The 24,677-nt window shown below is 33.3% G+C and carries 23 protein-coding genes; 3 read left to right on the top strand and 20 right to left on the bottom strand.

Going from position 1 to position 24,677, the window contains the following annotated elements:
• Positions 1-10: 10 nt before the first annotated feature.
• The 20 genes from pgi to rfbB form a co-directional block, all read right to left on the bottom strand.
• The gene (gene pgi, locus CDA10_RS04215; protein ID WP_089604245.1) at positions 11-1,669 is read right to left on the bottom strand and encodes a glucose-6-phosphate isomerase; all 1,659 of its coding nucleotides are present in this window, start codon (positions 1,667-1,669) and stop codon (positions 11-13) included.
• Positions 1,666-2,925: a nucleotide sugar dehydrogenase gene (locus CDA10_RS04210; protein ID WP_089604244.1), complete on the bottom strand. Its 1,260-nt coding sequence runs from the start codon at positions 2,923-2,925 to the stop codon at positions 1,666-1,668. Before CDA10_RS04210 ends, pgi begins: the two co-directional genes overlap by 4 nt.
• Positions 2,926-2,940: 15 nt before the next feature.
• Positions 2,941-3,816, bottom strand: coding sequence for a UTP--glucose-1-phosphate uridylyltransferase GalU (galU, locus tag CDA10_RS04205; RefSeq protein ID WP_089604243.1), 876 nt, complete (start codon positions 3,814-3,816; stop codon positions 2,941-2,943).
• Positions 3,817-3,838: 22 nt separating this feature from the next.
• A complete protein-coding gene (locus CDA10_RS04200; RefSeq protein WP_089604242.1) occupies positions 3,839-4,459 on the bottom strand; it encodes a sugar transferase in 621 nt (206 codons plus the stop codon).
• Positions 4,460-4,729: 270 nt separating this feature from the next.
• On the bottom strand, positions 4,730-5,770 hold the full coding sequence (locus CDA10_RS04195; protein WP_089604241.1) for a WaaS/CpsH family glycosyltransferase: 1,041 nt from the start codon (positions 5,768-5,770) through the stop codon (positions 4,730-4,732).
• Between the two features lies 1 nt (position 5,771).
• Positions 5,772-6,911, bottom strand: a complete 1,140-nt coding sequence (locus tag CDA10_RS04190) for an NAD-dependent epimerase/dehydratase family protein (RefSeq protein WP_089604240.1) — start codon at positions 6,909-6,911, stop codon at positions 5,772-5,774.
• Positions 6,901-7,500 carry an LbetaH domain-containing protein gene (locus CDA10_RS04185; protein ID WP_089604239.1) on the bottom strand — a complete coding sequence of 200 codons (600 nt, stop codon included), beginning with the start codon at positions 7,498-7,500 and terminating at the stop codon, positions 6,901-6,903. The genes CDA10_RS04190 and CDA10_RS04185 overlap by 11 nt, the downstream gene beginning before the upstream one ends.
• Positions 7,497-8,285 carry a glycosyltransferase family 2 protein gene (locus tag CDA10_RS04180; protein ID WP_089604238.1) on the bottom strand — a complete coding sequence of 263 codons (789 nt, stop codon included), beginning with the start codon at positions 8,283-8,285 and terminating at the stop codon, positions 7,497-7,499. The genes CDA10_RS04185 and CDA10_RS04180 overlap by 4 nt, the downstream gene beginning before the upstream one ends.
• The gene (locus tag CDA10_RS04175) at positions 8,282-9,352 is read right to left on the bottom strand and encodes an EpsG family protein (protein WP_089604237.1); all 1,071 of its coding nucleotides are present in this window, start codon (positions 9,350-9,352) and stop codon (positions 8,282-8,284) included. The genes CDA10_RS04180 and CDA10_RS04175 overlap by 4 nt, the downstream gene beginning before the upstream one ends.
• On the bottom strand, positions 9,349-10,497 hold the full coding sequence (locus CDA10_RS04170) for a glycosyltransferase family 2 protein (protein ID WP_089604236.1): 1,149 nt from the start codon (positions 10,495-10,497) through the stop codon (positions 9,349-9,351). Before CDA10_RS04170 ends, CDA10_RS04175 begins: the two co-directional genes overlap by 4 nt.
• Positions 10,494-12,002: a lipopolysaccharide biosynthesis protein gene (locus tag CDA10_RS04165; RefSeq protein ID WP_089604235.1), complete on the bottom strand. Its 1,509-nt coding sequence runs from the start codon at positions 12,000-12,002 to the stop codon at positions 10,494-10,496. The genes CDA10_RS04170 and CDA10_RS04165 overlap by 4 nt, the downstream gene beginning before the upstream one ends.
• 125 nt (positions 12,003-12,127) lie before the next feature.
• Positions 12,128-12,628 carry a GNAT family N-acetyltransferase gene (locus CDA10_RS04160; protein ID WP_089604234.1) on the bottom strand — a complete coding sequence of 167 codons (501 nt, stop codon included), beginning with the start codon at positions 12,626-12,628 and terminating at the stop codon, positions 12,128-12,130.
• Between the two features lie 77 nt (positions 12,629-12,705).
• Positions 12,706-13,566: an acyltransferase gene (locus CDA10_RS04155; protein ID WP_089604233.1), complete on the bottom strand. Its 861-nt coding sequence runs from the start codon at positions 13,564-13,566 to the stop codon at positions 12,706-12,708.
• Between the two features lie 9 nt (positions 13,567-13,575).
• Positions 13,576-14,643: a DegT/DnrJ/EryC1/StrS family aminotransferase gene (locus CDA10_RS04150; RefSeq protein WP_089604232.1), complete on the bottom strand. Its 1,068-nt coding sequence runs from the start codon at positions 14,641-14,643 to the stop codon at positions 13,576-13,578.
• On the bottom strand, positions 14,643-15,731 hold the full coding sequence (locus CDA10_RS04145; RefSeq protein ID WP_089604231.1) for a DegT/DnrJ/EryC1/StrS family aminotransferase: 1,089 nt from the start codon (positions 15,729-15,731) through the stop codon (positions 14,643-14,645). Before CDA10_RS04145 ends, CDA10_RS04150 begins: the two co-directional genes overlap by 1 nt.
• A 4-nt stretch (positions 15,732-15,735) precedes the next feature.
• Positions 15,736-16,758, bottom strand: a complete 1,023-nt coding sequence (locus tag CDA10_RS04140) for a polysaccharide biosynthesis protein (protein WP_089604255.1) — start codon at positions 16,756-16,758, stop codon at positions 15,736-15,738.
• A gap of 194 nt (positions 16,759-16,952) precedes the next feature.
• Positions 16,953-17,507 (bottom strand): dTDP-4-dehydrorhamnose 3,5-epimerase, encoded by a 555-nt coding sequence (rfbC, locus tag CDA10_RS04135; protein WP_089604230.1) that lies wholly within the window; start codon positions 17,505-17,507, stop codon positions 16,953-16,955.
• Positions 17,508-17,575: 68 nt separating this feature from the next.
• Positions 17,576-18,475: a glucose-1-phosphate thymidylyltransferase RfbA gene (gene rfbA, locus CDA10_RS04130; RefSeq protein WP_089604229.1), complete on the bottom strand. Its 900-nt coding sequence runs from the start codon at positions 18,473-18,475 to the stop codon at positions 17,576-17,578.
• Positions 18,472-19,377, bottom strand: a complete 906-nt coding sequence (gene rfbD / locus CDA10_RS04125) for a dTDP-4-dehydrorhamnose reductase (RefSeq protein ID WP_089604228.1) — start codon at positions 19,375-19,377, stop codon at positions 18,472-18,474. Before rfbD ends, rfbA begins: the two co-directional genes overlap by 4 nt.
• Before the next feature lie 14 nt (positions 19,378-19,391).
• Positions 19,392-20,462 carry a dTDP-glucose 4,6-dehydratase gene (gene rfbB / locus CDA10_RS04120; RefSeq protein WP_089604227.1) on the bottom strand — a complete coding sequence of 357 codons (1,071 nt, stop codon included), beginning with the start codon at positions 20,460-20,462 and terminating at the stop codon, positions 19,392-19,394.
• 397 nt (positions 20,463-20,859) lie between these two features.
• Here rfbB and CDA10_RS04115 point away from each other — a divergent pair, with 397 nt between their 5' ends.
• Genes CDA10_RS04115 through CDA10_RS04105 form a run of 3 tightly spaced genes read left to right on the top strand, consistent with a single transcriptional unit; the run spans position 20,860 to position 24,607 of the window.
• On the top strand, positions 20,860-21,960 hold the full coding sequence (locus CDA10_RS04115; RefSeq protein ID WP_089604226.1) for a polysaccharide biosynthesis/export family protein: 1,101 nt from the start codon (positions 20,860-20,862) through the stop codon (positions 21,958-21,960).
• 1 nt (position 21,961) lies between these two features.
• A complete protein-coding gene (locus CDA10_RS04110; RefSeq protein WP_089604225.1) occupies positions 21,962-22,390 on the top strand; it encodes a low molecular weight protein-tyrosine-phosphatase in 429 nt (142 codons plus the stop codon).
• Positions 22,391-22,411: 21 nt separating this feature from the next.
• Positions 22,412-24,607 (top strand): polysaccharide biosynthesis tyrosine autokinase, encoded by a 2,196-nt coding sequence (locus CDA10_RS04105; RefSeq protein WP_089604224.1) that lies wholly within the window; start codon positions 22,412-22,414, stop codon positions 24,605-24,607.
• Positions 24,608-24,677 lie beyond the last annotated feature (70 nt).

Below are 24,677 nucleotides of genomic sequence, written 5' to 3'. Positions count from 1 at the left end.
AGTATCGTTATTATTTACCTAGTAAGATTTTGATTAAACCTTGCGTTGAAGCATCAAGCTGAGAAATATCTTTTTCTTTACCACTCAGAATTGGAAGCAATTGATTGGCAATTTCTTTGCCTTTTTCAACGCCCCATTGATCAAATGGATTAATATTCCAGATCACAGATTGCACAAAAACTTTATGCTCATAAAGCGCAATCAACATACCTAAACTATATGGATTCAACTCTTGTAATAACAAAGTTGAACTGGGTTGATTGCCTTCATATTGTTGATACAACGCTAATTGTGATAGCTCATCTACATTTAATGCTTTATTACCAAAAGCCAATAATCGTGACTGCGCCAAACAATTGGATAATGCCAAATGATGTTGCTCAGTCAACGATTCAGCACTTTCTGCATAAGTAAATTGATTGGCATTATAACGTTGCACAGGTGCAATAAAATCACAACTTACTGCATGTGTCCCTTGATGAAGGAGTTGATAAAAAGCATGTTGTGCATTTGGACCGACTTCCCCCCATACGATTGGACAAGTATTTAAATCCACTTTTTCATTATTGCGTTGAATCGATTTGCCATTCGACTCCATTTCAAGTTGCTGTAAATAAGAAGCAAAATATTTTAAGCGACCATCATAAGGCAAGACTGCATGGGTTTGAATATTCAAAAAATTATTATTCCAAACACCAAGCAAACCCATTAATACGGGAATATTTTGTTCAAAAGATGCTTTTTGAAAATGCTGATCAATCGCATAAGCACCTGCGAGTAGCCGCTTAAATCCATCAACACCTATCTGTAAAGCTATTGGTAAACCAATGCATGACCAAAGCGAATATCGACCGCCCACCCAATCCCAAAGTAAGAACTGATTGTCTTCAGCAATTCCCCACGCTGTCATTTTTTCTGGTTTAGTTGAAACCCCCACAAAATGATGTCGAACAACGCTCTGCTGCGTGCCTAAAGCTTTCTCTAGCCATTGGCGCACCGTTTGAGCATTAGATAATGTATCAATAGTCCCAAATGATTTTGAGGAAATAATAAATAAGGTGGTTTCAGGTCGAAGTTGATGTAATAAATCAGAAAGCTGACTACCATCCATGGTTGACACAAAATGTATTTTTAAGGGTTTAGCAGTACTTACCTTATAATCGGATAAAGCATGGCTGACCATTAATGGCCCAAGATCAGAACCACCAACACCGATATTGACCACATCCTGAATCACTTCACCTGTAGCACCACGGCATTGTCCTACATGTATTTTTTCAACAAGTTGATACATGCGATCTAATTGCTGATGGACCTGTTCAGCTAATTCAGGATAATCTTGATCATCTTTCGGTAAGCGTAATGCCCAATGCATCGCCGCTCGACCTTCTGTATAGTTAATTGATTCTTCGGTAAATAATCGTTTGATCCATTCTTTTAATAATTTTGAATCAGCAAATTTAAATAAATCAGCACGTGTTTCTTGATTTATGCGATGTTTACTATAATCAAAACTCAATTGATTAAAATGCACTGAAAACTTTTCAAAACGTTGCGTATCTTTTTCAAATAAATCTGTTAAACGCAATTGTTGTTGTATCACAGCTTTGTCTTGCAACTGCTGTAAATTTTGCTCGTTTTGATCAATACCTAACATAGAATTTATCATACTCGACCAACCCCTTGGTAAGCAAAACCTTGCGCTTTGACAAAATCGGGATCCAAAATATTTCGACCATCAAGAATCAACGGATGCGCCATTTTCTGTAAAAGTTGCAAGTAATCAGGACTCCAATATTGTTTCCAAGCGGTCAATATACATAAAGCATGAGCTTGTTCTGTTGCTTGATATTGGTTATTACATAAGATTAAATCCGAACGCTCACCATAAAGCTCAGAAATTTTTTCTAAAGCTTGTGGGTCATGCAACTTTACCGTAACCCCTTGTGCCCAAAGCGCTGCAAGCATGGTGTGAATTGGCGAATTATCAACACTAGAAGTATTTTCTTTAAAAGAAGCCCCCCAAATCGCAACGACTTTACCCGTTAATTGCCCTTGGTAGTAATTCCAGAATTTTCTAAACAAAATTTCTTTTTGTTGTTCGTTAATATTCCACACTTGGTCAAGCAGTTGGCTTTTAATACCTGAACCTGCCACAGTACCTGTGAGTGTTAAAATATCATGAGAAAAATTCTCCCCACCAAAACCCACACCCGGAGAAAGATAAGTTGCACCAATACGACTATCCGCAGCCAAACCCTGTTTCACATTTTGGATATCAATATTTAATTTTTCTGCAACTTGCGCCATATCGTTCATATAGCTAATCCGCGTTGCCAACATGCCAGAAATACTTAACTTAGTAAATTCAGCATCTAAAAAGGGCATAAATAGATATTGTTGCTTTAATTGGAAAAATGGGCGAAGTAGTTCTTTAATCTCTTTTTGTGTTTCTTCTTGATCAACACCCACAATAATTTGCTTTAGATCCATAAAACTTTGGATCGCATTCCCTTCTTGAATAGTATCTGGTAAATAAGCCCAATGATCTGTGGCCAAAATTTGCTTGAGTTTTTCCGTCCCTTCTAAACCAAAAGTTGAACCATTAATCATCAGTTTAGGGTGAATAATCGGCTGTGTTTTTAATTCTTCCGCTAAAATAATCGCTTGATCAAATTCTGTTGGGTTAAAACTAAAAACAAACACATCACTGTGTAAATTGATCTCTTTTAAGCTCACCAATTGCAATGAGTTATTTTTAATTTGTTTATGTATAAGCTGATTTAAATTTTCATCTTGATAATGCACTGAAGTTTGGTTTTCAGTCAAAATTTGAGGACACCAATAGACTTGATGCCCATATTCTGCAAACAAGCCAGCAATTACGCCAGCTTGAAGGGTTGTGCCAAAAACACAAATATTCATATCTGATCCAATACTTTATAGATTCAACTCTTTAATGAGTTGTTTGAATTCTTCACCTAATTTAGGATGTTCTACACCATAGTGCAAGACTGCTTTTAAATAACCAATTTTACTACCGCAGTCGAAAGTCTGTCCCTTCATACGATACGCTTCAACATTTTCTAATTTTTGTAAAGCTGCAATCGCATCGGTCAATTGAATCTCATTACCCGCACCTTTAGGCGTCTGTTCTAACAACTGCATGATTTTGGCAGGAAGAACATAACGACCAACCACTGATAAATTAGAAGGTGCTTTATCTACAGCTGGTTTTTCAACAATACCTTGCATCACAATACTTTCACCTTCTTTAGGTGAATGAACAACATCAACAATACCATATTGATCCACAAGGTGATCAGGCACCGCCTCGACCATAATTTGCGCTGCTTTCGATGCATCAAAACGCTGAATCATTCGCGCTAAATCATTTTCTGCATGACTCTCTTTTACCAATACATCAGGTAAAAGCACTGCAAAATCTTCATCACCCACAACTGATTTCGCACATAAAACAGCATGTCCCAAACCCAATGGTTGTGGTTGGCGCACACTAATCACACTCACATGTTTGGGTAAAATTTCTGTAATTTCTTTGAGTAAATCAAATTTCTTTTTATTTTCCAATGTGGTTTCAAGCTCAAAATTACGATCAAAATAATTTTCTATCGACGCTTTTGAAGAATGCGTAACTAAAATAATTTCTTCAATCCCTGCTACAACCGCTTCTTTGATGACATATTCAATCGCAGGACGATCAACGACCGTGACCATTTCTTTAGGGATAGACTTACTCGCAGGTAAAAAACGTGTACCTAAACCAGCAACAGGAAGAATAGCTTTCTTAATCATAATTTACTTTAATAACACTATATTAACGATTTGTAGACTTAGTATCTGTCGTTTCTGAACCTGAAAAACGACTTGCACCAACAGCTTGATCTGGAGAGTCTATACCTTCTTTTTTCAACATCACTTCAACTGTTTTAAACATAATTTTAAAATCAAACAGGATCGATTGCTTTTCAACATATTCTACATCTAAATCAAATTTTTCTTCCCAAGATAAATTATTACGACCACTGACTTGAGCTAAACCTGTCATACCTGGCTTGACTTCATGTCTACGCATCTGATGAGCTGTATAATGTTCTACAAACTCTGGAAGTTGAGGCCGAGGACCTACCACACTCATATCACCTTTCAATACGTTAATCAATTGTGGCATTTCATCCAAACTGGTCGAACGTAATTTATGTCCAAATGGAGTAATCCGTTGATCATCAGGCAATGGATTGTCATTTTCATCAAATGCATTTTTCATTGAACGAAATTTCATCATTTTAAAATGCTTACAACCTCTTCCAGGTCGCTCTTGATAGAAAAAAATTGGGGAACCTAGGTTCTTACGAACTTTGTAAGCAACTAATATGAAAATTGGAGAGAGTAAAAACAATGCAATTGATGCAATAATGATATCAAACAGTCTTTTCATTTGTCTCTTCTAAACCCATAATTTACAATAATTTTTATTAAAAACCTAAATCCAAACTAATTTTACACAAATCGCTTCACCACGAGAGGGTCAATAATTCATTTCAATATAGTATAAAATAACACAATTTTCTTGTTAATCCTCAACTATATATACGACAAAAATCAATTTCCTTAAAACAATTACTAATAAAATTCAGCTTACTGCCTAAGTAAACAATGATACAGTGTATATCTTTTAGCAAATTAAAAGAATTTATGACCAAAAAATTTACCGTAGATTATTCATATTCCAAGAATTATGCTCCTCACCAAAAAAAACATCTTCTATCCAACCATCAATAGAACATTTTTCATACAATTCTTTACTAAGAGGCTCATACTCATTAAGAAAAAAATCTTTATCTAATTTGATTTCACTCCGATCAAACACAAAAATATTTTGTGGATTATAAAAAGGATAATCTTTGATATTCATATTTGTTGTAATTAATTTTTTTCCAGCACCAATCGTTTCAAAAGTACGCATTGTTAGACCAGACTGACCTGGATGACTAATATCTAAAACGACGTTGGACTTATCATAATATTGAACAATTTCTTCAGCTGTTAAACTTTTAAAACTTAACTTCTTAAAGTCAAACATTTTGAAACTCTGATCAAAATATTTTTTATAAAAATAGACTAGTCTTCCTTGCATGAAGTAATAATTAAAAACCGTAAGTTTATTTTCCTGGCACCATCCTGCAATTTGATTGCTAATAATATATCGATCAGAATGAGCCGTGCCTAGAAACAATAAATCAATAATCTTAGTCATTTTACTTTTATAAATTTCACGGTATCGATCGGTAAAATATAAGGGTCTGAACCCTAGCCCATACTTATGAGCATCTTTTTGATCAAACGTAAATTTCTTATGAAAATACTCTAAAATTGATAGTCCATGACTATGATTTCCAAAACTATCCCAAGTATAAAATATGCGTTGACATTTCGGCTGCGACTTTATAAATTTTTCTAGAAAAAATTTAGGGACAACCTCCCCACGATTAACCAATAAAAAATCAAATTCTTCATTTTTTATCAGTTTTAAAATTTTTTCATAATATTTATTGATTCTTTTTTGCAAAAAATTTCTATTGATGCGAATCATGCCTTTTGTGAAATTATTATTTGCGGGTCTTTCATCAAAATATGTAACTAGAGCACCGTGCCTCTCTAACTGTTTAACTATATCTTTTTCTAAGTTAAACGATTGTACACAAAAAAATAATATTTTTTTCCCTTTTAGATGCTCTAGGTTTTTCATTTTATTTATATAGCCCTTTTGCCTTCATCTCATCAATAGACTTTTGATACATATCTTCTTGGATTTCTTGGGTATTTACCCAATCAGCAAACACCTTCAATCCTTCTTGAAATGAAACTTGAGGTTCAAAGCCAAGAAGCTTATTAATTTTGCTTAAATCTGCAAAATTATGACGAATATCACCTAAACGGTAGTTACCTGAAACTTTGATAGAAACATCAATACCATAATTTTTCACTAATTCATTAGCAACTGTTAGTACATTCGTTGCTATACCTGTTCCAACATTAAAAACCTGATTATTTGCTTCATCTTTTTCTAAACCTAGAATAGTAGCATCAACAACGTCATCAATATAAACAAAGTCTCGACTTTCTAAACCATCCTCAAAAATATTTATATTATTGCCATTTTTGATTTGAGTAGAAAAAATAGATAAGATACCTGTATATGGATTCTTCAGCGACTGGCCTGGCCCATAAACATTCTGATATCTAAAAGCAACGCCAGCAATTCCAATCGTTGGACATACTGTTAAAACCATTTGTTCTTGATTTTGCTTTGTTATACCATAAACAGATGAAGGATGTATTTTTGACGCTTCATCTGTTCCAACTAATGTTAATGCTGATGATTCTGGATATTTAACCTCAAAATCTCCACTATCCATGTAATCAGCTGTTCTTTGAGTAGGATACACAGCCCCAAGCTCTTTGCTAATATATTTACCTTCACCATAAATTGAACGTGAAGAAGCAACTATGACTTTTTTAATGGCATATGCCCCATTAACCAAGAGGTTAAGCATTAAAGCTGTACCATTAATATTGACATCTACATATTTTTCAACTTCATACATAGATTGCCCAGTACCAGTCTCTGCTGCATAATGAACAATAGCATCTTGCCCTTTTAATGCTTTTTCCCAATCTTCTTTGCTCGTAACCGTACCTTGAATAAATCTGACTTTATCCTTAATACTTAAAAACAAAGGAGATGTCTCCGTTGGATTATCACCATGAATTTGTGGAGACAAATTATCCAACACAGTAACTTGATAGCCTTTTTCAATTAGTTTTAAGGCCAAATTAGATCCGATGAAACCAGCACCGCCAGTAATTAGTACATTTTTAATTAACATATTTTTCCCATTTCTGAGTCTCAAAATTATAACATTTAATAGGCTTTGCTGGTGACCCAACCGCAATCACATAAGGAGGTAAACTTTTAGATACTACAGAATTCGCACCAACAATTGTTCCCTTTCCGATTGTTACACCAGGTAATACAGATACAAACTCACCCAGCCAAACATTATCATCAATTTTAACCGATTTTACAGATAAAGGTCTTTCAACAGGTAAAGTCATTGGATCGCTATCATTTGTATCGCCAATATAACTTCCATGCGTACAATCAGATATATAAATTTTACTTGCCATAAGCACATTATTGCCAATTTCTACAGAATTGGCTGCTGTAATATGCACATAATCATTGATTTGTACATTTTTCCCAAATTTTAATAATTTTTCACTCGTTCTTCTATTTGGAAAACATTCAATTCTACATCCAATCCCTGTAGTAATATTTTCACCAAAATCTATATTTCTTTTATTTCTAATATCTATCGGAAATCGAACTAATCTAGCTTTATGAAAAAACAATTTTGTTTTAAAATAAAAATAGATGATCTTTAAAGTGCCAAATAAGCCATAAGTAGAGATCATTTTTTTAACCCTACAATCAAAACTCGTCTCGCATATTTCAACTGCTCAACTATTCTAGCTAGCATATACTGACCGAAGCTAATTAGATTATTACTATACGCAAACTTAAGATTTTTGATAAATCCTCTATGCATTTCTTTCAAATTTGCACTTAAACCACTTGCACCAAAACCTGATTTTCCATCACCATAATTTATAACTTTCATATTACAAAAAAAACAATTAAAATTTTCTGCTATACGTATAAAATAATTACCTTCTTCTGCATATTTTTGATTCTCATCAAAATATCCAACATGTTCAAACACTTTTCGTTTTAAAATAACAGTTGATGGCTGGAAATAATTTTTAAAAATTAATTGATCAACTTTAATTTCTAACAACTCTCCATCTGATAACTTATTAAAATATAATCCATCGAAAGCACACCCTAAGAGATCAATTTCAGGATTATTATTTAATATTTGTTTTTGCTTTTCCAGCTTATCTGGAAACCACTCATCGTCAGAATCAAGAAAAGCTATCAAATCACCTTTTGATACACTTAATCCTGCATTTCTAGCTGTTGAAACACCACCATTCGGCTTATCAATCAATATAATTTTAAACTCTTTATTTTCAGAAATATATTTTTCAACGATTTCTTTACTGTCATCTTTTGAACCATCATTAACTACTAAAACCTCATAATCACAATTCAGTGTTTGATTTCTCACTGAGTTTAGAACACGAACTATGGTTTTTGAAGCATTATACATTGGTATAATTACTGAAATTTTCATCATAATATATATGGTCTCTGTTCTTCCCAAAAAAACTTATATGGTAAGTACGGAGAAATATCTCCCTCAACTATAACAGATATGTTTTTTAGAAATAGTAATATCCCTATTATACTTAACAAGATTAAAAAATAAATATATTTTCTAAAAATACGAGAATCGACAATATCCAAATTATATTTAAGATAAAGAATCATACAATACATAAATACACCTTGGAAGCGTAAACCAGCATAAGTAAATTTTGATAAAATAAATGACAACACCTCAAACAACAATATTATATGAATTAATTTAGAATATTCTTTATTTTTATGAAAAAATAAAAAACTCATATATATCAATAAAACAATTAATAATGGAGCTAACCCAGAAAATATGTTTGGAGCAAAAATTTCACTGTAAGCATTTCTCTTTCCAGAAATCCTATCTGTAATTAAACTAAAAATATCTGGGCTAATTGCAAACCCTATTATAATTAGCAAAACAAAAGTTAAAACATATCTTTTTTTTACTAAAGCACCAACAAAAGGTAGAATAACTAAAGCTGCAGAATATTGCATACTGAAAGCAATAAGCCCCCACATAGTAGCTGATCGATATTTTTTCTTATGAAGTGAGTCTATAGCTATCGTTGCCAAACTAAAACTTAATCCATATCGAATACCATTCATTGTAAAGTCAAAAAAATATAATGGAAATATAAGTAACATAAGTAATAACATCTGCCTTTTGGAAGCAGAATAAGCTTTGCATAAAAGCAAAGTTGTTAGAAGCCCAATTGATGCTAATGCAAAACGCGGAGAAAGCCCTAAGCCAATTAGAGCTTTCCCTAAAAACTCAAACCCAGGCTCATATTTTGCATCACTTTCCCCATAGTGCATGTAGTCATCAAACAACCCCAAATAATTATAAGTATCCGTTCCAACATTACCTCTTAGAAAAAAAACTAAAATAGCAGGTAGAAGTAGAAAAAATAGATGCCAAACCTTTACTACTTTTATATTACCAAAGTATAAAAGTAGCGAAAAAAATAAAATATAGAAGTATGGAAATATATAATAAGTCATTGTTTTCTATCTTTTCTATAAGATGAAATAACATCGGATATATTAACTAACCCTTCTACCCTAACCACTTTTTCTTTCTTAATTTTTTCAATAATAATGCGCTTCAATTTAGCCTTTAATATATCTATAGTGGCCAAATAAAAAGACAATATGTTCCTTAGTGCACCAACATTATGTTTTTCAAGTAAATCCATATGCTTTTCCTTAATAATTGGTGCAATAAATTTTCGATTATGGATCCAAGCTTGAGCCATCAACCTATGCATATTAAATTTCTTAAGCAACTCCGTTTCATTTAATTCTTCTAATGCTTTTAAACCAGACTCAGCCCAAATGGTATTTACTGAATAATACAATGGGATTTTCTCACTAAACTGATAGTTTGGCCTATTCTTTAAATGAGGAATACCTTCTAGACTTCCAGAATGAAGCCCTTTAAAATTGTCTGCTGTAGTACTTACTGCACATACACCAGCTATCGAAAGTGGTTCATCAATAACATAATGGTTTTTTGCAACGCATGATACCGCGATTGATGAATATAAATCTGGGCTTAGCCCACCATAATAATGCCCAACTTTCTGCTTGATCTCTTCCATTAAACTACGTTTAACTAATCCATGATAAGTCTTAGGTAATGGATACAATAAATATAATTGTAATCCATTTTCAAGAAGTGCATTGAGGTTTTTTCGGAAATCTATCTTAGTTATTTTACCAGTTGATGGAGGACTTATCATCAACCCATTTGGATATTGATCTAATGCTTGAGGCCAATAATATATCAAATTCTCTTTTGAACAAATCGAATCTATATCATTTTCTTTTGCCCATTGTGCGATTTCAATAACTTTTGGAAGTATTGAGTCATCATCACCTATCAGCATCACATAGTAACCTGTGGTTAACTCCATTGCACGGTTAAAATTTTCTATCGAAGAAATATTATCTTCACCATGATAAGTGTATTTAATAACGTTGCTATTAATATCTTCAATAAATTTTTTGACTTCAGTTGTTGCACTATTATCAGCGATAGCAATTTCAATATCTGGATTTCTATATCCTAAAATAGATTTAATAGCCTCTATACAATATTTTTCGCGATTTTTGGTTGCAATTGCTACACTTATCAAAGGTTTCATTTGAATAACTTTCCTTTAAAAATTTCATAAACCGATACAATATTAATCATTGAATAATCTGGGTTTTTCATATTTTGAATTATAATATTAAATACAACACTTAAAACACCAATAAGTAGAGATTTGGCAATAAATACATATTCACCATTGATATTACTCAATATTATCTCAACGAAAAGACCTATTATAACACTTATTGTTATTGGGACAAAAATATCCCAAATCAACCAATATGATACTTGTCCTTTCAAAAATTTATTAACACTATAAAATCCAACAAAGAGAAAACCTCCAATGTTTACAATCACCCAAGGAATCGCAGCGCCAATCATACCATAATGACTAATTGAATAGATCATAAGCGGGATAATAACAATGAGCCCAACAATTCCAGTATACAAATTTATCTTAGTTGAGCCATTTGCTAAAGCGAGATAAAATGGGGTTAATTGCAAACATAGAAAGAAACCACCAATGATTAATATCTTTACTACATAATCCACGCTTTGCGCGATGCCAGCTTTACCAGTCCATAAAGTTACCAATGGTATCGAATACAACGCTATACAAAATACAATTGGTGCTACAATTACAGTTATTAAAAACGAATATTTATGAAAGCTCTTTACTATAGAGTTTTGATCTCCTTGAGATACAAACAATGCTAAAATAGGAAATACTGCAATGATAATTGGTGTTACAATCATTATTGGAAGTTGGGCTAACAAACTTGCAATTGAGTAATAACCAAAAAGTTCCATTGATAAATATTTACTAATTACAAGTTTATCGATTTGAATATTGATACCCGAAATTAAAGCTATTCCCATCATTCCTAATGCATATTTAGAAATAGACTTTAATAGTTCTTTTGAAAAAAATGGGTTTGAATTTGGCAATAAGATATGTATTTTCTTTCTAAAAATCAGCAATAGAACTACATTGCAAAGAATCTGCCACCAAAAATATATTTCTAATTTAGGGAGAAAGTATAGAGGTACTAATACCAAACCTGCCCTACAAGCACTCCAAATAATTTTAATTTTATTTGTTAAAACTTGATGTTGTAAACCATTTAACCCACCCTCATACAATGTTGAGAAAAGTTGTAAAGCCACACCAAAACCTATTAAACGTAAAAAATATGTCACTGTCTCTACAGGGTAAATTTGTGATTTCAAAAAATTATTAGCAATATAGGGCGCAAAAATTATGACTAAAATTGTAAGTAAAAAGCATATACCAACATAAACCCTTTCAAAGGTATAAACTAAGTTGGCTTTTGTTTCAATACTGATATCTCTTGCTAATTCTCTTGTTAAAGTTGCTGTTAAGCCAGCATCAGCAAATACAAGCAATCCTAGTATCACAGTATAAAAATTTATTATTGCGTATGATTCGACACCTAGTAAATCTATGTATAATCGAACAAAAATAAATATGGAGACAAAACCCCACAATTTACCTAGATAATTTGCAATGATATTTTTAGTTACTTTATTCACTTAATAAAAACCTTTTAATCAACCTAAAATATCGCCTAAAAACCAAAATTAAAAGATTTCAATCAAATTTTTAATTATTCTATACCTATATAGACAGATAATTATGTTCACTAAATTATCTGTTATTAAAAAATAATACCATCATACTCAATAAAAAAGTTATTGTCATATTTTATATTGAAAACCATGACCTTTAAATTATCACCCTTTACCTTATAGCTCTTTGGAGCCAACTCTTCCCAGCCCAAAGAATGATAAAACTTTAATAATGGTTCTTTACAAAACAAAAGTCCTGTTTGATTCAAATTAGAAATAACTTTATTTGCTTCTTTCATCAACTCAAAACCATGCCCTTTACCTTTCTCTATTGCACAAACATTTCCTATCCCTAGACCTTTTCTAGATATACCATTTACAATTAAATCAATATCTATTAAATTCAAATAAGCTACACCTTTTCCATTTAAAAGTAAAAACATATGAAAATCAGAATTTTTAATATTATTTTTGATCCATTGTATCTGCTTATCTAAACTAAAATTCCATTGCATAGATTTTAAATCAACAACCTGTTTAATATCTTGCTCTGTTACATCTTGATGTTTTATTAACTTAATCTCGAACATTTTAACGAACCAACTCCCCAAAATAGTAAAATAAATTTACTTATCTCATTAGAATTCAATATCTAGCTGCCTTTTTATTACCGAGGTAAAAAACGAGCTTTGTTATTGTATAAATATTTATACACTTGTCGCTCTAACAACGAATTTGTTTTAATAAATGTCTTATCTTCCAAATAAAAGATACTTTCAGGCTTTTGAATTTCTTTAGAAATATTCTTAGAAAATATCACTTTCTCATTGGTTTCTGTATTTTCTAATATTAAAAATTTTGAATCTAAATTTTTCAAAGTTAAATCAATATTAATAGTAATAAAATCATTTAACCAACCACTTAATAATTCAAATTTATCATCAAGTGACTTTTCCACATAAAACTGAGCTTTTTCCATAAGTTTTGCTGGACTGCCTGCATAAGCTCTATTTGGTAAAGTATCTTTTGTAAGTACCGAATTAATTAACGCAACACTTCTCCACCCTAACTTAAGACCAGATCCAACAATGCAACTACCTACCAACCATACATCATCTTCAATTATAGTTTCTCTTTTCGAATATAATGTACAACCTTCTATCTGTTCTCCGCTCGCCACATGAGTCCAAATTTGAGAATACATTCCAACTCTTACACCATTTCCTATGACTAAACCACCTGCTCCATCCAATATCGTGTTCTGGCCGAACCAACAGTTATGACCTATATGTAAATATTGCTCAGCCATAAGTAACATATCATTATGCAATACATTCCAATCACCCATGCTAAATTTTCCATGAATAAAAATACGTGTATTATCATTAATAATATTATTATCACCAATTGTTACACTTAAGTTTGGGTCATCGCCTAATATCTCAATAACAACATTTTTACCAATTCTGTTAAATTTACCTAATTTAACATTAGGGTGAATTTTAGCCGTTATATCAATTTGATTCATTTAATTTTCTCATTCATTAAAATTAACCCACCAACCGCATGGTAAAGCTAAAAATTTATTTATAAATTCATTCACTCCGTTTAAATTTTCAAAATTATTAAAAACAGAGTAAATATTATTATTGATATGAACACCTGTTGCATACCAATGTTGATTACGAAAATTTTGTAGCGCTTGTGCTTTATCCTCACATAAAACACCAAACACCCAATAATTTGGCTGGGTATCGGATATTAAGTTTAACGGTTTTATAGATGAAACTTCTCGGATTCTATTATTCCAATCTATCGCATTTTTTCTCTGTTTCTCTAACAACTTAGGCAAATTATCCATTTGCTTCAAACCAATATATGAATTAATTTCACTAAGAGTTGCACCATAGCCCTCTAATGTGATGTCACAATTTGGATTAATTTCACCCGTTGATGTTCTAAAGTTTTTCCTATCAATACCATAGTCACGCATGAGAATTGCTTTCTCGTATAACTCTTTGGAAGAGAAACTTATTGCAGCACCATCTACAGTATTTGGCAACCGAACCGTTTGAAAAGAAAATACCGTTAAATCAGCACCTAAATTCCCTGCTTTTTGAGTATCATACTCTGAGCCAAATGCTTCAATACAATCATCAACAACCCAAATACCACGCTCTTTAGCTAATTGATTGATTGCGGCTATATCACCTAAATAACCACAAAAATGATTATGAAATATTGCTTTTGTTTTTGAAGTGATTCTTTTCTTAACATCATCAACGCAGAGTGAGCCCGTCTCTGGATCGACATCAGCCCAAATAACCCTGAGCCCCTTAATCACAAAAGGCTGATTCGACGCCAAACAACTTACTGGAGATGAGATTACTTCATCCCCAGGATTTAAATTTAATATTGATAAGGCTAACAGCATAGCTTGATTATAAGAGTTCACCGAAATCACGTACGGATTACCTATAAATTTTGCTAACTCTGATTCAAATAATTTTCCATATTTTCCATATGCTAATTGACCTGAATATAGAATATTCTCTAATTCGGATAAAATATCATTGGGCATATAAGGTTTAAAAATGGGAATCATTACCAACCTTTCCGAATCAATTCAATCATCTTATCGCAATCATCTTTAGTGACCCACCACCCACATGGAATATGTACCATCTTTTCATAAAACTGATCTAAATTAGGTAATTCCACAGGATGATCATTTAAGTATTCATGTAAATCATTACGTTTATGAAGCTCAGAAGCAGCTATGCCATTTGCCTCCATCATTTTGATAAAGCCAGCCCTATTCTCAACCTTTAATGTGTATAACCAGTAAGATGGCTCTGAGTTATCATAATACTGAATTAACTCTACACCATGCACACCTATTAAATTTTGATCAAGGTATTTACCATTTTCTATATACTTATCAACAATTTTATCGATTCCTTCCAACTGTAAAAGGCCTACGCAAGCATTCACATTGTTCATATGATACTTATAACCCTGCTCAGTTATATTATTATCTAATCTAGTTTTCTTTTTATCTAATCCGAACCATCTTATAATTTTACCTCGCTCGTAAAGCGCTTTATCTTGAATCTGTAAAGCTCCTCCATCTATTGTTGTTAGATGTTTTATTGCTTGAAAAGAAAATACGGTGAATGGAAAATGATTGCCAGTTTTTTTCCCATCAAATTTAGCACCTATTGCATGTGCTGCATCTTCAATTACAGGAATGCCATACTTTTCAGAAATTGTCTGAATTCTCTTTACGTCAACAGGAATACCCGCATAGTCTACAACGATGATTGCTTTTGTTTTAGGATTGATTGCTTTTTCTATCGAGTCGGATGATATATTGCCAGTCTCATAATCAACATCAGCCCAACGAACTTTTGCCCCAACCATTTTAATAGCGACATTAGTAGGTTCAGCGGTCAATGCTGTACTAATGACTTCATCGCCTCGCCCAACTCCAGCCAATATCAATGCGATATGTAATGCTGCAGTGCCTGAGTTCAATGAAAGTGTATTTCCACTTCCTATATATTCTTCAAATTTTCTTTCAAAATTTTCAACAATCTCACCTTGGGCAATATATCCACTATACAAAACTTCCTCTAAACGAGGAATCAATAGTTCTCTATCAGGTAAACTGGTTTTTATCAGTGGCAACATTTTCTTATCCTTGATGTGATTTCAATTCATCTTGAACATAATCTAAAGTTAATAATAATTCTTTTAGCTCTTCAACATTCAATCTATGGGTATTATGTGAATTATATTCGTCATCAAGTAAGGCAGGTGCATTTTCTTGTACGTACTTACTATAGTTTAGATCTCTAAAATCAGCAGGAATTCGGTAAAATCCCCCTAAATCATCAGCTTTCGCCATTTCTTCTTTAGAACAAAGAGTTTCAAACAGCTTCTCGCCATGACGCTCACCAATAATTTTAATCTCATTATCCGCATTAAAAAGCTCTTTAAGCGCTTGAGCTAAAACCTCAATCGTTGCACCTGGCGATTTTTGTACTAAAATATCACCTGGATTACCCTGACTGAAAGCAAACATAACCAGCTCTACAGAATCTTGTAATGACATCATAAAACGCGTCATATTGGGATTAGTAATAGTTAAAGGCAAACCTTCTTTAATTTGTTTAATGAATAATGGAATTATAGAGCCACGCGAACACATCACATTACCATAACGCGTTGCGGTATAAATTGCCTCTATTTTTTTTACTCTTGTATCTCTTGCTTTTGAAACAGCCAACTTTTCCATTAAAGCTTTTGACATACCCATAGTATTAATTGGATATACAGCTTTATCAGTACTTAAAACAACTACACGTTGTACATTATTTCTAGCTGCAGCTTCGAGTACATTTTCTGCACCTAAAATATTCGTTTGAACCGCTTGCATTGGGTAAAACTCACATGATGGTACTTGTTTTAAAGCAGCCGCATGAAAAACAAAATCCACGCCCATCATTGCTTGATTTATATCATTAAAGTTTCGAACATCCCCAAGAATAAAATCAAGTTTTTCATTTTTATACTCAATTCGCATATCTTCTTGTTTTTTCTCATCACGACTAAAAATCCTAATTTCTTTAAGCTGTGAATCTAAGAAACCTTTAATCATAGCGTTACCAAATGAACCAGTACCACCTGTAATCAAGAGAGTTTTCCCTTTAAACATATCAGATAGCTCTTGAGCGTGTTTAGTTTCCATTTTATCCTCAATTATTTACTTCATTACTTATATGAAATATTGAAATCTATTTTTAGTAATTGATTTCAATTATAAGTATGTTTTATAGCCACTTAAATGACAGTAATATTTTTCGTACTATTTCATCAATCACAATTCATTGATCAAAAGTTTCCAAAAATTTAGATATTGGAAAATTGATTTGCCTCTTGATCTTTTCCACTCACTAATATTTCCATTAAACCGTTCACTTGCCAATCTATAGCTAAGTCCTCATCATTCCAGATAATTGCGTGTTCGCTTGCTTTATTATAATAATTTGTTGCTTTATACAAAAATTGGGTATTATCTTCCAACGCAACAAACCCATGAGCAAAACCTTCAGGAATCCAAAACTGTTTATGGTTCTCACCTGACAGCTCTACACCAACCCATTCGCCATAGGTTACAGATTCAGGGCGAATATCAACAGCAACATCCCAAGCTCGTCCTTGTACAACTCGAACTAACTTCCCTTGGGCATATGGGGCTGACTGATAATGCAATCCACGTAGAACGCCTTTTTGTGAATAAGAGTGATTGTCTTGAACAAATTGCGGGATATCTAAACCACGTTCTTTTAACGCTTGCTCAAAAGCTTTTTGATTAAAGCTTTCCATAAACCAGCCACGATCATCACCAAAAACTTTTGGCTCCAGTATCAAAAGACCTTTGATCTTTGTTTCAATAACATTCATTCTTTATTCTCTATACAAAGCAATACTGCATTTACATTAGTGTTATTTATAAAATTGCTCCAACATCATCAAACTTTTGTTTTTTGATGTTCCGCGTGTAATTTTAATAAATATTGACCGTAACCTGTTTTCTTAAAGAAATTTGCACGATTTAATAGTTGATTTGAATCAATCCAACCATTATTAAATGCAATTTCTTCTAAACACGCGATTTTCAACCCTTGACGATGTTCAACAGTCTGCACAAATTGACTTGCCTCAAGCAATGAGTCATGCGTACCTGTATCTAGCCAAGCGAAGCCTCGACCAAGCAACTCGACATTAAGCTCTTCTTGTTGTAAATACACATTATTGACATCTGTGATTTCCAACTCACCACGGTGCGATGGCTTAATATTTTTTGCAATATCAACAACCTTATTATCATAAAAATAAAGTCCTGTGACTGCATAATTTGATTTAGGCTGTTCCGGCTTTTCTTCGATACTTAGTGCTTTACCTGTTACATCAAAATCAACAACGCCAAATCGTTCAGGATCATTCACATAATAACCAAATACAGTCGCACCACTTTCTTTGTCCGAGGCACGTTTTAGTTGCTCACTAAAGTGCTGACCATAAAAGATATTATCACCCAAAATCAAACAAGCATTGTCATCACCAACAAAATCTTCACCCAAAATAAAAGCTTGAGCTAAACCATCTGGTGACGGTTGTACTTTATAAGATAGTTTTAAGCCTAGGTCTTCACCCGTACCTAAGAGTTTTTCAAAGTTTGGTAAATCTTCAGGTGTAGAAATAATGAGAATTTCATTAATCCCTGCAAGCATTAAAACTGACAAAGGATAATAAATCATTGGCTTATCATAAATTGGAAGTAGTTGCTTTGATGTTCCCATAGTAATTGGATATAGACGTGTGCCAGAACCACCCGCTAAAATTATACCCTTTCTTTTTTTCTGACTCATTGATGAAGTTCCTTAATCACTTGTGCCACACCAAGTTCCCAATTCGGGAGATGTAACTTAAAATTTTGTTGTAACTTTAATGTATTTAACCGTGAATTTAATGGTCTTTTTGCTGGAGTTGGGTAAGCAGATGTTTCTATTGGGCTAACCTTATTCAAAACAAAATCCTTCCCATGACTACTTGCCTGAGAAAAAATAAATTGTGCGTAATCATACCATGAGCACTCTCCAGCTGCTGCGAGATGATAATGCCCATATAAATTTTCCTCAGAAACTGTATTCAAATCCCAAAAACGAATGACTTGTGCCGTTACATCTGCAATTAACGGCGCTCCTGTCGGAGCACCAATTTGATCATTAATAATTCCCAACTCTTCTTTAATCGTTGCCAGTTTTAGCATGGTTTTTATAAAGTTATTGCCATGCAAACCATAAACCCAACTGGTTCTAAAATTAAAGAACTTACACCCGCTTTGCTCTAAGGCAATTTCACCATCATATTTCGATTTCCCATATAAATTTACAGGATTACATACATCTTCTTCTGACCAGGCAGCACTACCTGTCCCATCAAAAACATAGTCTGTAGAATAGTGAATGAACAAAATATTTTTCTGTTCACAAATTTCTGCAAGGTGTTTAACAGCCAAATGATTGATCAAATCCGCTTGTTCGATTTCACTTTCAGCCTTATCTACCGCTGTATAGGCGGTAGCGTTAACGATAACATTAGGTTGAGTTTGCTCAATCGCATTAAATATTGCATCAAAGTTTGTGATATCTCCACACAGACCATTAACATCTATAGAACGATCAAGGCTAATTATTGAACCTAGTGGTTGTAAAGCACGTTGCAATTCCCAACCCACTTGACCATTTTTACCTAATAAAAGAATTTTCATCGATTTACTCAAAATTAGGCTTTTTTAGCTTGGTATTGTTGTTGTATCCAATTTTGGTATTCACCACTTTGAATATTCGCTACCCATTCTTGGTTATTTAAATACCACTCCACAGTCTTGCGAATACCTGTCTCAAAGCTTTCTTCAGGCATCCAGCCCAAATCTTGTTTAATTTTGCTCGCATCTATCGCATAACGTAAATCATGCCCAGGGCGATCTTTTACAAATGTAATCAGTGACTCATACGGTTGTTGATTAATTTGAGGCTTTAGCTCATCTAGAATCTTACAAATTGTTTTCACAACATCAATATTTTGCTTTTCATTATGGCCACCGATATTGTAAGTTTCCCCGACTGCACCTTCTGTAACGACTCGATATAAAGCACGCGCATGATCTTCGACAAATAACCAGTCTCGAATTTGATCACCTTTGCCATAAATAGGTAACGATTTACCATCGAGTGCATTCAAAATTACTAAAGGAATCAATTTTTCAGGAAAATGATAAGGACCATAATTGTTCGAACAATTGGTTACGAGCGTCGGTAAACCATAGGTTCTTTGCCAAGCCCGGACTAAGTGATCTGAACTTGCTTTACTTGCTGAATAAGGGGAGCTTGGTGCATAAGACGTTGTTTCAGTGAATAGATCGGTTGTGCCTTCCAAGTCGCCATAAACTTCATCGGTTGAAATATGATGAAACTTAAAACTAGATTGTTCTTGTTCTGTTAAATTAGTCCAATATTTGCGTGCAACTTCTAATAAGGTGTACGTTCCAACGATATTGGTGGTAATAAATTCCGCTGGACCGTCTATTGAACGATCCACATGTGACTCTGCTGCAAGATGCATCACTAAATTCGGCTTGAATTGATTAAATACGTCAGTTAAAGCTTCGGAATCACAAATATCAATTTGTTTAAACTGATATCTTGAATTCTGATCAACCTCAACCAAAGACTCTAAATTACCTGCATATGTTAATTTATCAATATTCAATACTTCATCTTGAGTATTTTTTATAATATGTCTTACAACTGCTGATCCAATAAAGCCTGCACCACCAGTAACCAAAACTCTCATATTGTATCCTATGAATCATTTTTAATAAAAATATACATTCTGAAGTGTCTTCAATTGATCAATACTGTAAAACTATATTGTTCCAAGAGATGCTTTCTATTTTAACTTCTGAGGCATTATACTCAGAATATATAATAATTCATATGATAAACCGATTTTCGCTTATCACAATCGTTTATCTTAGTAATGTTATGTATATACAGTATGAATGCTTGGTTTTGATCTTATTATTTTTGTTTTACAAAGCAATTAAAAATATAAATGGATAACTTACTTTTTCGATTTTCATACAATACTATCTAAACAATAAGATACCCAACTGCAGTTTTTTAGCATACAATTCAGCTTCAAGATTGAATTCTAAGTAGCAACGCAATATAAAATAAGGGTTTTGAATGTGAAGTATCCAGGCACATCACTTTTTACGATTTTAGCAATTTCTGTTTCATTTTCTGGTTGTGCAATCACCTCTGGACTTCAAACTTATGATTTACCTGAGCAAGGTCAATATAAAACGGATCAAGGCGCTGAGCTTTCTGTGGTTCAATTGAATCAAAACAATATTCCAAATTTCAATACATTAAATCAAGCAAACTCAAATAATGTAGTTTCACTATTTCACCGTCAGCAAAATATTTATCGTTTAAGTGCTGGCGATATCCTTTCGATCCAGCTATGGGCTTATCCTGAAATTACACCGCCTATTCAAGACGTAAACAATGTTAAGGCGATTGGTTATCCAATTGATCCGAATGGAAACGTGCAGCTTCCATTAGTCGGTTCAGTACGTATTGCAGGCAAAACACTGGCTGAAACCAATCGTTTTTTACATAACCAATTTGCAAAATACTTAAAGCATCCTGATGTTGTAGTTCGTGTTCTGTCTTATGAAGGACGTCGTTACTTTGTGAACGGGCAGGTTATGCGTAGTGGACAATATACTTTAAATGACCAACCTATTAGTATTTATACAGCCCTAGGTCAAGCAGGTGGTATTGATACAAAAACAGGGGATACGACCAATATCCAACTGATTCGAGATGGCCAAACATTTAACTTGAATACTATTCAGTTGGAAAAACAAGGCTTATCTCTACATAACCTACTTATCCAACCGAATGACACGATTTATGTCAATACCAAACAAGATCAAAAACTTTATGTCATGGGTGAATCCAATAAAAGCCAAGCACTTGCACTACGTGATCAAGGCATGACCTTAAGTGATGTGCTGGGTGAAAGTGAAGGGATTAATCCATATTCAGCAAGTGCTGCTCGAATTTACGTAATGCGTACTGATTTAAATACTAAGCAATCAACTATTTATCATTTAAATTTAAGTAGTTTGGGTAACTTAGCACTGGCTAATCAGTTTGCAATGAAAAAGAATGACATTGTTTATATAGATTCGACTGGCTTAACTCGCTGGCAACGTATTATGAATCAGATTGTTCCATTCTCAAGCGCGCTTTATTCATTTGATCAGCTAGGTAAATAACATGCAGATCAAGAATATATTGATTGTTTGTGTAGGAAATATCTGCCGTAGCCCAATGGCGGAGTTTTTTCTTAAAGATCAGTTCCCTCATCTCAGTATTGAATCTGCTGGTCTTTCAGCGATGGTCGGGCATTCGGCGGATGATAAAGCCATTGCATGTATGGATAGCTTAAATATCGACATGCGTAGTCATATTGCACAACAGATCAATGCTGAGTTGATTAAAAAAGCCGATCTGATTTTAGTGATGAGTAAAAACCAATCACAACATATTGAACAAAAATGGCCTTTTGCTAAAGGTAAAGTGTTTATGTTAGGACATTGGCAAAACTTAAATGTCCCGGATCCTTATAAACATGATCAAGCTTTTTTTGATGAAACATGTAAAAATATCCAAACTTATGTTGCTGACTGGCAATCACATCTTTAAATTTTAATTAGTTGTTAACTTATGAACCAAAATTCAAAAACTAATGATGATACTATTGATCTAAAAGAGTTATTTTTCTCTTTAATTGCGCAATGGAAAGTGATTGCTCTTTGTGTCATTTTAAGTTTGATCTGTGCTTTATTGTATTTACGTATCACTTCTCCAGTATATTCAACTGATGCCATGGTGCAGGTTGAAGACGGAAAAAGTGCGGCTTCTGCGGCTTTAATGGGGGGGCTAAAAGATATTTCTGGCGGATTAGGGGCAAAATCTCCAGCAGATGCCGAAATTGAAATTTTAAATTCAAGACTCGTGCTTGGGGAAGTGATTAAGAATCTAAACTTAGATATTCAAATTCAAGATAATCAAGATAATTTGTTTCATCGCTTAATTTCGAAAGACAACACAAAACTTCAATACACTGACAATAGTGTGAGTTTCCAGAAAAAAAATGCTGAATTTTCGGTTAAAAAGCTTGAAATTCCAGCATATTACTATGACAAAAATTTAATCCTAAACTTTTTGGACAAGAATCAATTTAGTCTAAGCTATAAAGACCAAGTGGTTTTTAAAGGTCGCTTAAATCAGCTTAACCAAACTCAAGATAATAAAGGTCTTTGGTCTGTAAATATTGAAAGTCGAAGCTCATTTCAACAAGATTTTACCATTAGCAAACTATCACTTCCTTCTGCAATGAAAGCGCTTCAAACAACTTATGCCGTTGCTGAAAAAGGTAAAATGACGGGAGTGATTGGTTTAAATTATAGTGGTACTGATAAAGAACATATTACTCAGGTTCTTAATCATATTTTAGCTGTATATCATGCACAAAATATTGAACGCAAGACTTTAGAATCTAAACAAACATTAAGTTTCCTCGATCAACAATTGCCTGAATTGAAAAAACAATTGGAAGAATCTGAAATTAAGTTTAACAAATTCCGTGAACAGTACAACACGGTTGATGTGACTCAAGAATCTGAGCTCATGTTAAAACAAAATGTTGAATTGGAAAAAATGCGTATTGAGTTAAAGCAAAAACAAGCTGAATACTCTGCAAAATATACACCTGATCACCCATTAATGACTGAGATCAATGCACAGCTTGCTGCGATTGATAAAAAATCTACTGAGCTTAATCAAGCCATTAAACGTCTGCCTGAAACACAACGTTTGTATTTACAACTATATCGTGATGTAAAGGTCAATACTGAACTGTATACTTCGTTACTAAATAGTTATCAACAACTCAAAATTGTCAAAGCTGGTGAGATTGGTAATGTCCGTATTATTGATACTGCGGTAGAACCTGTAAAACCGATTAAACCGAAAAAACTGATTGTGTTAATTCTTTCAATCTTTGTCGGTGGCTTTATTGGTGTAATGATTGCATTACTTCGTAATATACTATCTTCAGGAATCAAAGATTCGAGCCGCATTGAAAATGAACTGGATCTACCTGTTTATGCAACAGTACCTCGTTCACCAATTCAGGAAAGCCGTGTTCAATTACTGAAAAAGAAAAAATCCATTCCTATTCTTGCTGTTAAGAATAGTGAAGATATTGCCATTGAAAGTTTACGTAGTATTCGTACCACTATTCACTTTGCCCTTGCAAATGCGAAAAATAATATTATTGCAGTTTCAGGCCCTGCACCTGAGATTGGTAAATCGTTTATTTCAACGAATCTTGCTGCAATTTTTGCGCAAAGCAATAAAAAAGTATTATTGATTGATGCTGACTTACGACGCGGTTATTTACATAAGTATTTTGATCGTGAAGCCTCGCCAGGTCTAACTGAATATTTAAGTAATCAAAACAGTTTAGAACAGTGTATTGTCAAATCAGATACTGTAGCCAATCTAGACTTCTTTGCACGTGGTAAAAACCAAGGTAATGCTTCTGAAATGTTAAGTTCACAACGTTTTAGCGAATTACTTGAACAACTTTCTCAACAATATGACCATATTATTATTGATACACCACCGATCTTGGCAGTGACAGATGGCATCATTATTTCTCAGTTTGTCGGTGTAAACCTCGTTGTTGCACGTTATGCGAAAACACAAATGAAAGAATTAGAGTTGACCGTCAGTCGTTTCGAACAAGCAGGCACGAAAGTCAGCGGTATTATCCTGAATGACATTCAAGCAACTGCTGGCGGTAATTACGGTTACAACTATGCTTATGCATATACTTCATCTAAAGATGATTAATTCATGAATTTGTAATAAAAAACCAGACTTCGATCTGGTTTTTTATGCTGATATATCTGTATATTTTTAG

This window comes from Acinetobacter piscicola (assembly GCF_002233755.1).
Taxonomy (GTDB): domain Bacteria; phylum Pseudomonadota; class Gammaproteobacteria; order Pseudomonadales; family Moraxellaceae; genus Acinetobacter; species Acinetobacter piscicola.
Note: the sequence above shows the minus strand (reverse complement) of the source record. Positions and strands in the feature narration are given on the sequence as shown.

Coding starts and splice junctions, on each gene's coding strand:
- CDA10_RS04210 (WP_089604244.1), bottom strand. CDS start 2,925: ATGAATATTTGTGTTTTTGGCACAACCCTTCAAGCTGGCGTAATTGCT.
- CDA10_RS04185 (WP_089604239.1), bottom strand. CDS start 7,500: ATGATCTCTACTTATGGCTTATTTGGCACTTTAAAGATCATCTATTTT.
- CDA10_RS04145 (WP_089604231.1), bottom strand. CDS start 15,731: ATGTTGCCACTGATAAAAACCAGTTTACCTGATAGAGAACTATTGATT.
- CDA10_RS04175 (WP_089604237.1), bottom strand. CDS start 9,352: ATGACTTATTATATATTTCCATACTTCTATATTTTATTTTTTTCGCTA.
- rfbD (WP_089604228.1), bottom strand. CDS start 19,377: ATGAAAATTCTTTTATTAGGTAAAAATGGTCAAGTGGGTTGGGAATTG.
- CDA10_RS04170 (WP_089604236.1), bottom strand. CDS start 10,497: ATGAAACCTTTGATAAGTGTAGCAATTGCAACCAAAAATCGCGAAAAA.
- CDA10_RS04195 (WP_089604241.1), bottom strand. CDS start 5,770: ATGAAAAACCTAGAGCATCTAAAAGGGAAAAAAATATTATTTTTTTGT.
- CDA10_RS04180 (WP_089604238.1), bottom strand. CDS start 8,285: ATGATGAAAATTTCAGTAATTATACCAATGTATAATGCTTCAAAAACC.
- CDA10_RS04110 (WP_089604225.1), top strand. CDS start 21,962: ATGCAGATCAAGAATATATTGATTGTTTGTGTAGGAAATATCTGCCGT.
- rfbC (WP_089604230.1), bottom strand. CDS start 17,507: ATGAATGTTATTGAAACAAAGATCAAAGGTCTTTTGATACTGGAGCCA.
- rfbB (WP_089604227.1), bottom strand. CDS start 20,462: ATGAGAGTTTTGGTTACTGGTGGTGCAGGCTTTATTGGATCAGCAGTT.
- rfbA (WP_089604229.1), bottom strand. CDS start 18,475: ATGAGTCAGAAAAAAAGAAAGGGTATAATTTTAGCGGGTGGTTCTGGC.
- pgi (WP_089604245.1), bottom strand. CDS start 1,669: ATGATAAATTCTATGTTAGGTATTGATCAAAACGAGCAAAATTTACAG.
- CDA10_RS04160 (WP_089604234.1), bottom strand. CDS start 12,628: ATGTTCGAGATTAAGTTAATAAAACATCAAGATGTAACAGAGCAAGAT.
- CDA10_RS04190 (WP_089604240.1), bottom strand. CDS start 6,911: ATGTTAATTAAAAATGTACTAATTACTGGCGGTGCTGGTTTCATCGGA.
- CDA10_RS04105 (WP_089604224.1), top strand. CDS start 22,412: ATGAACCAAAATTCAAAAACTAATGATGATACTATTGATCTAAAAGAG.
- CDA10_RS04150 (WP_089604232.1), bottom strand. CDS start 14,643: ATGATTCCCATTTTTAAACCTTATATGCCCAATGATATTTTATCCGAA.
- CDA10_RS04155 (WP_089604233.1), bottom strand. CDS start 13,566: ATGAATCAAATTGATATAACGGCTAAAATTCACCCTAATGTTAAATTA.
- galU (WP_089604243.1), bottom strand. CDS start 3,816: ATGATTAAGAAAGCTATTCTTCCTGTTGCTGGTTTAGGTACACGTTTT.
- CDA10_RS04140 (WP_089604255.1), bottom strand. CDS start 16,758: ATGTTTAAAGGGAAAACTCTCTTGATTACAGGTGGTACTGGTTCATTT.
- CDA10_RS04200 (WP_089604242.1), bottom strand. CDS start 4,459: ATGAAAAGACTGTTTGATATCATTATTGCATCAATTGCATTGTTTTTA.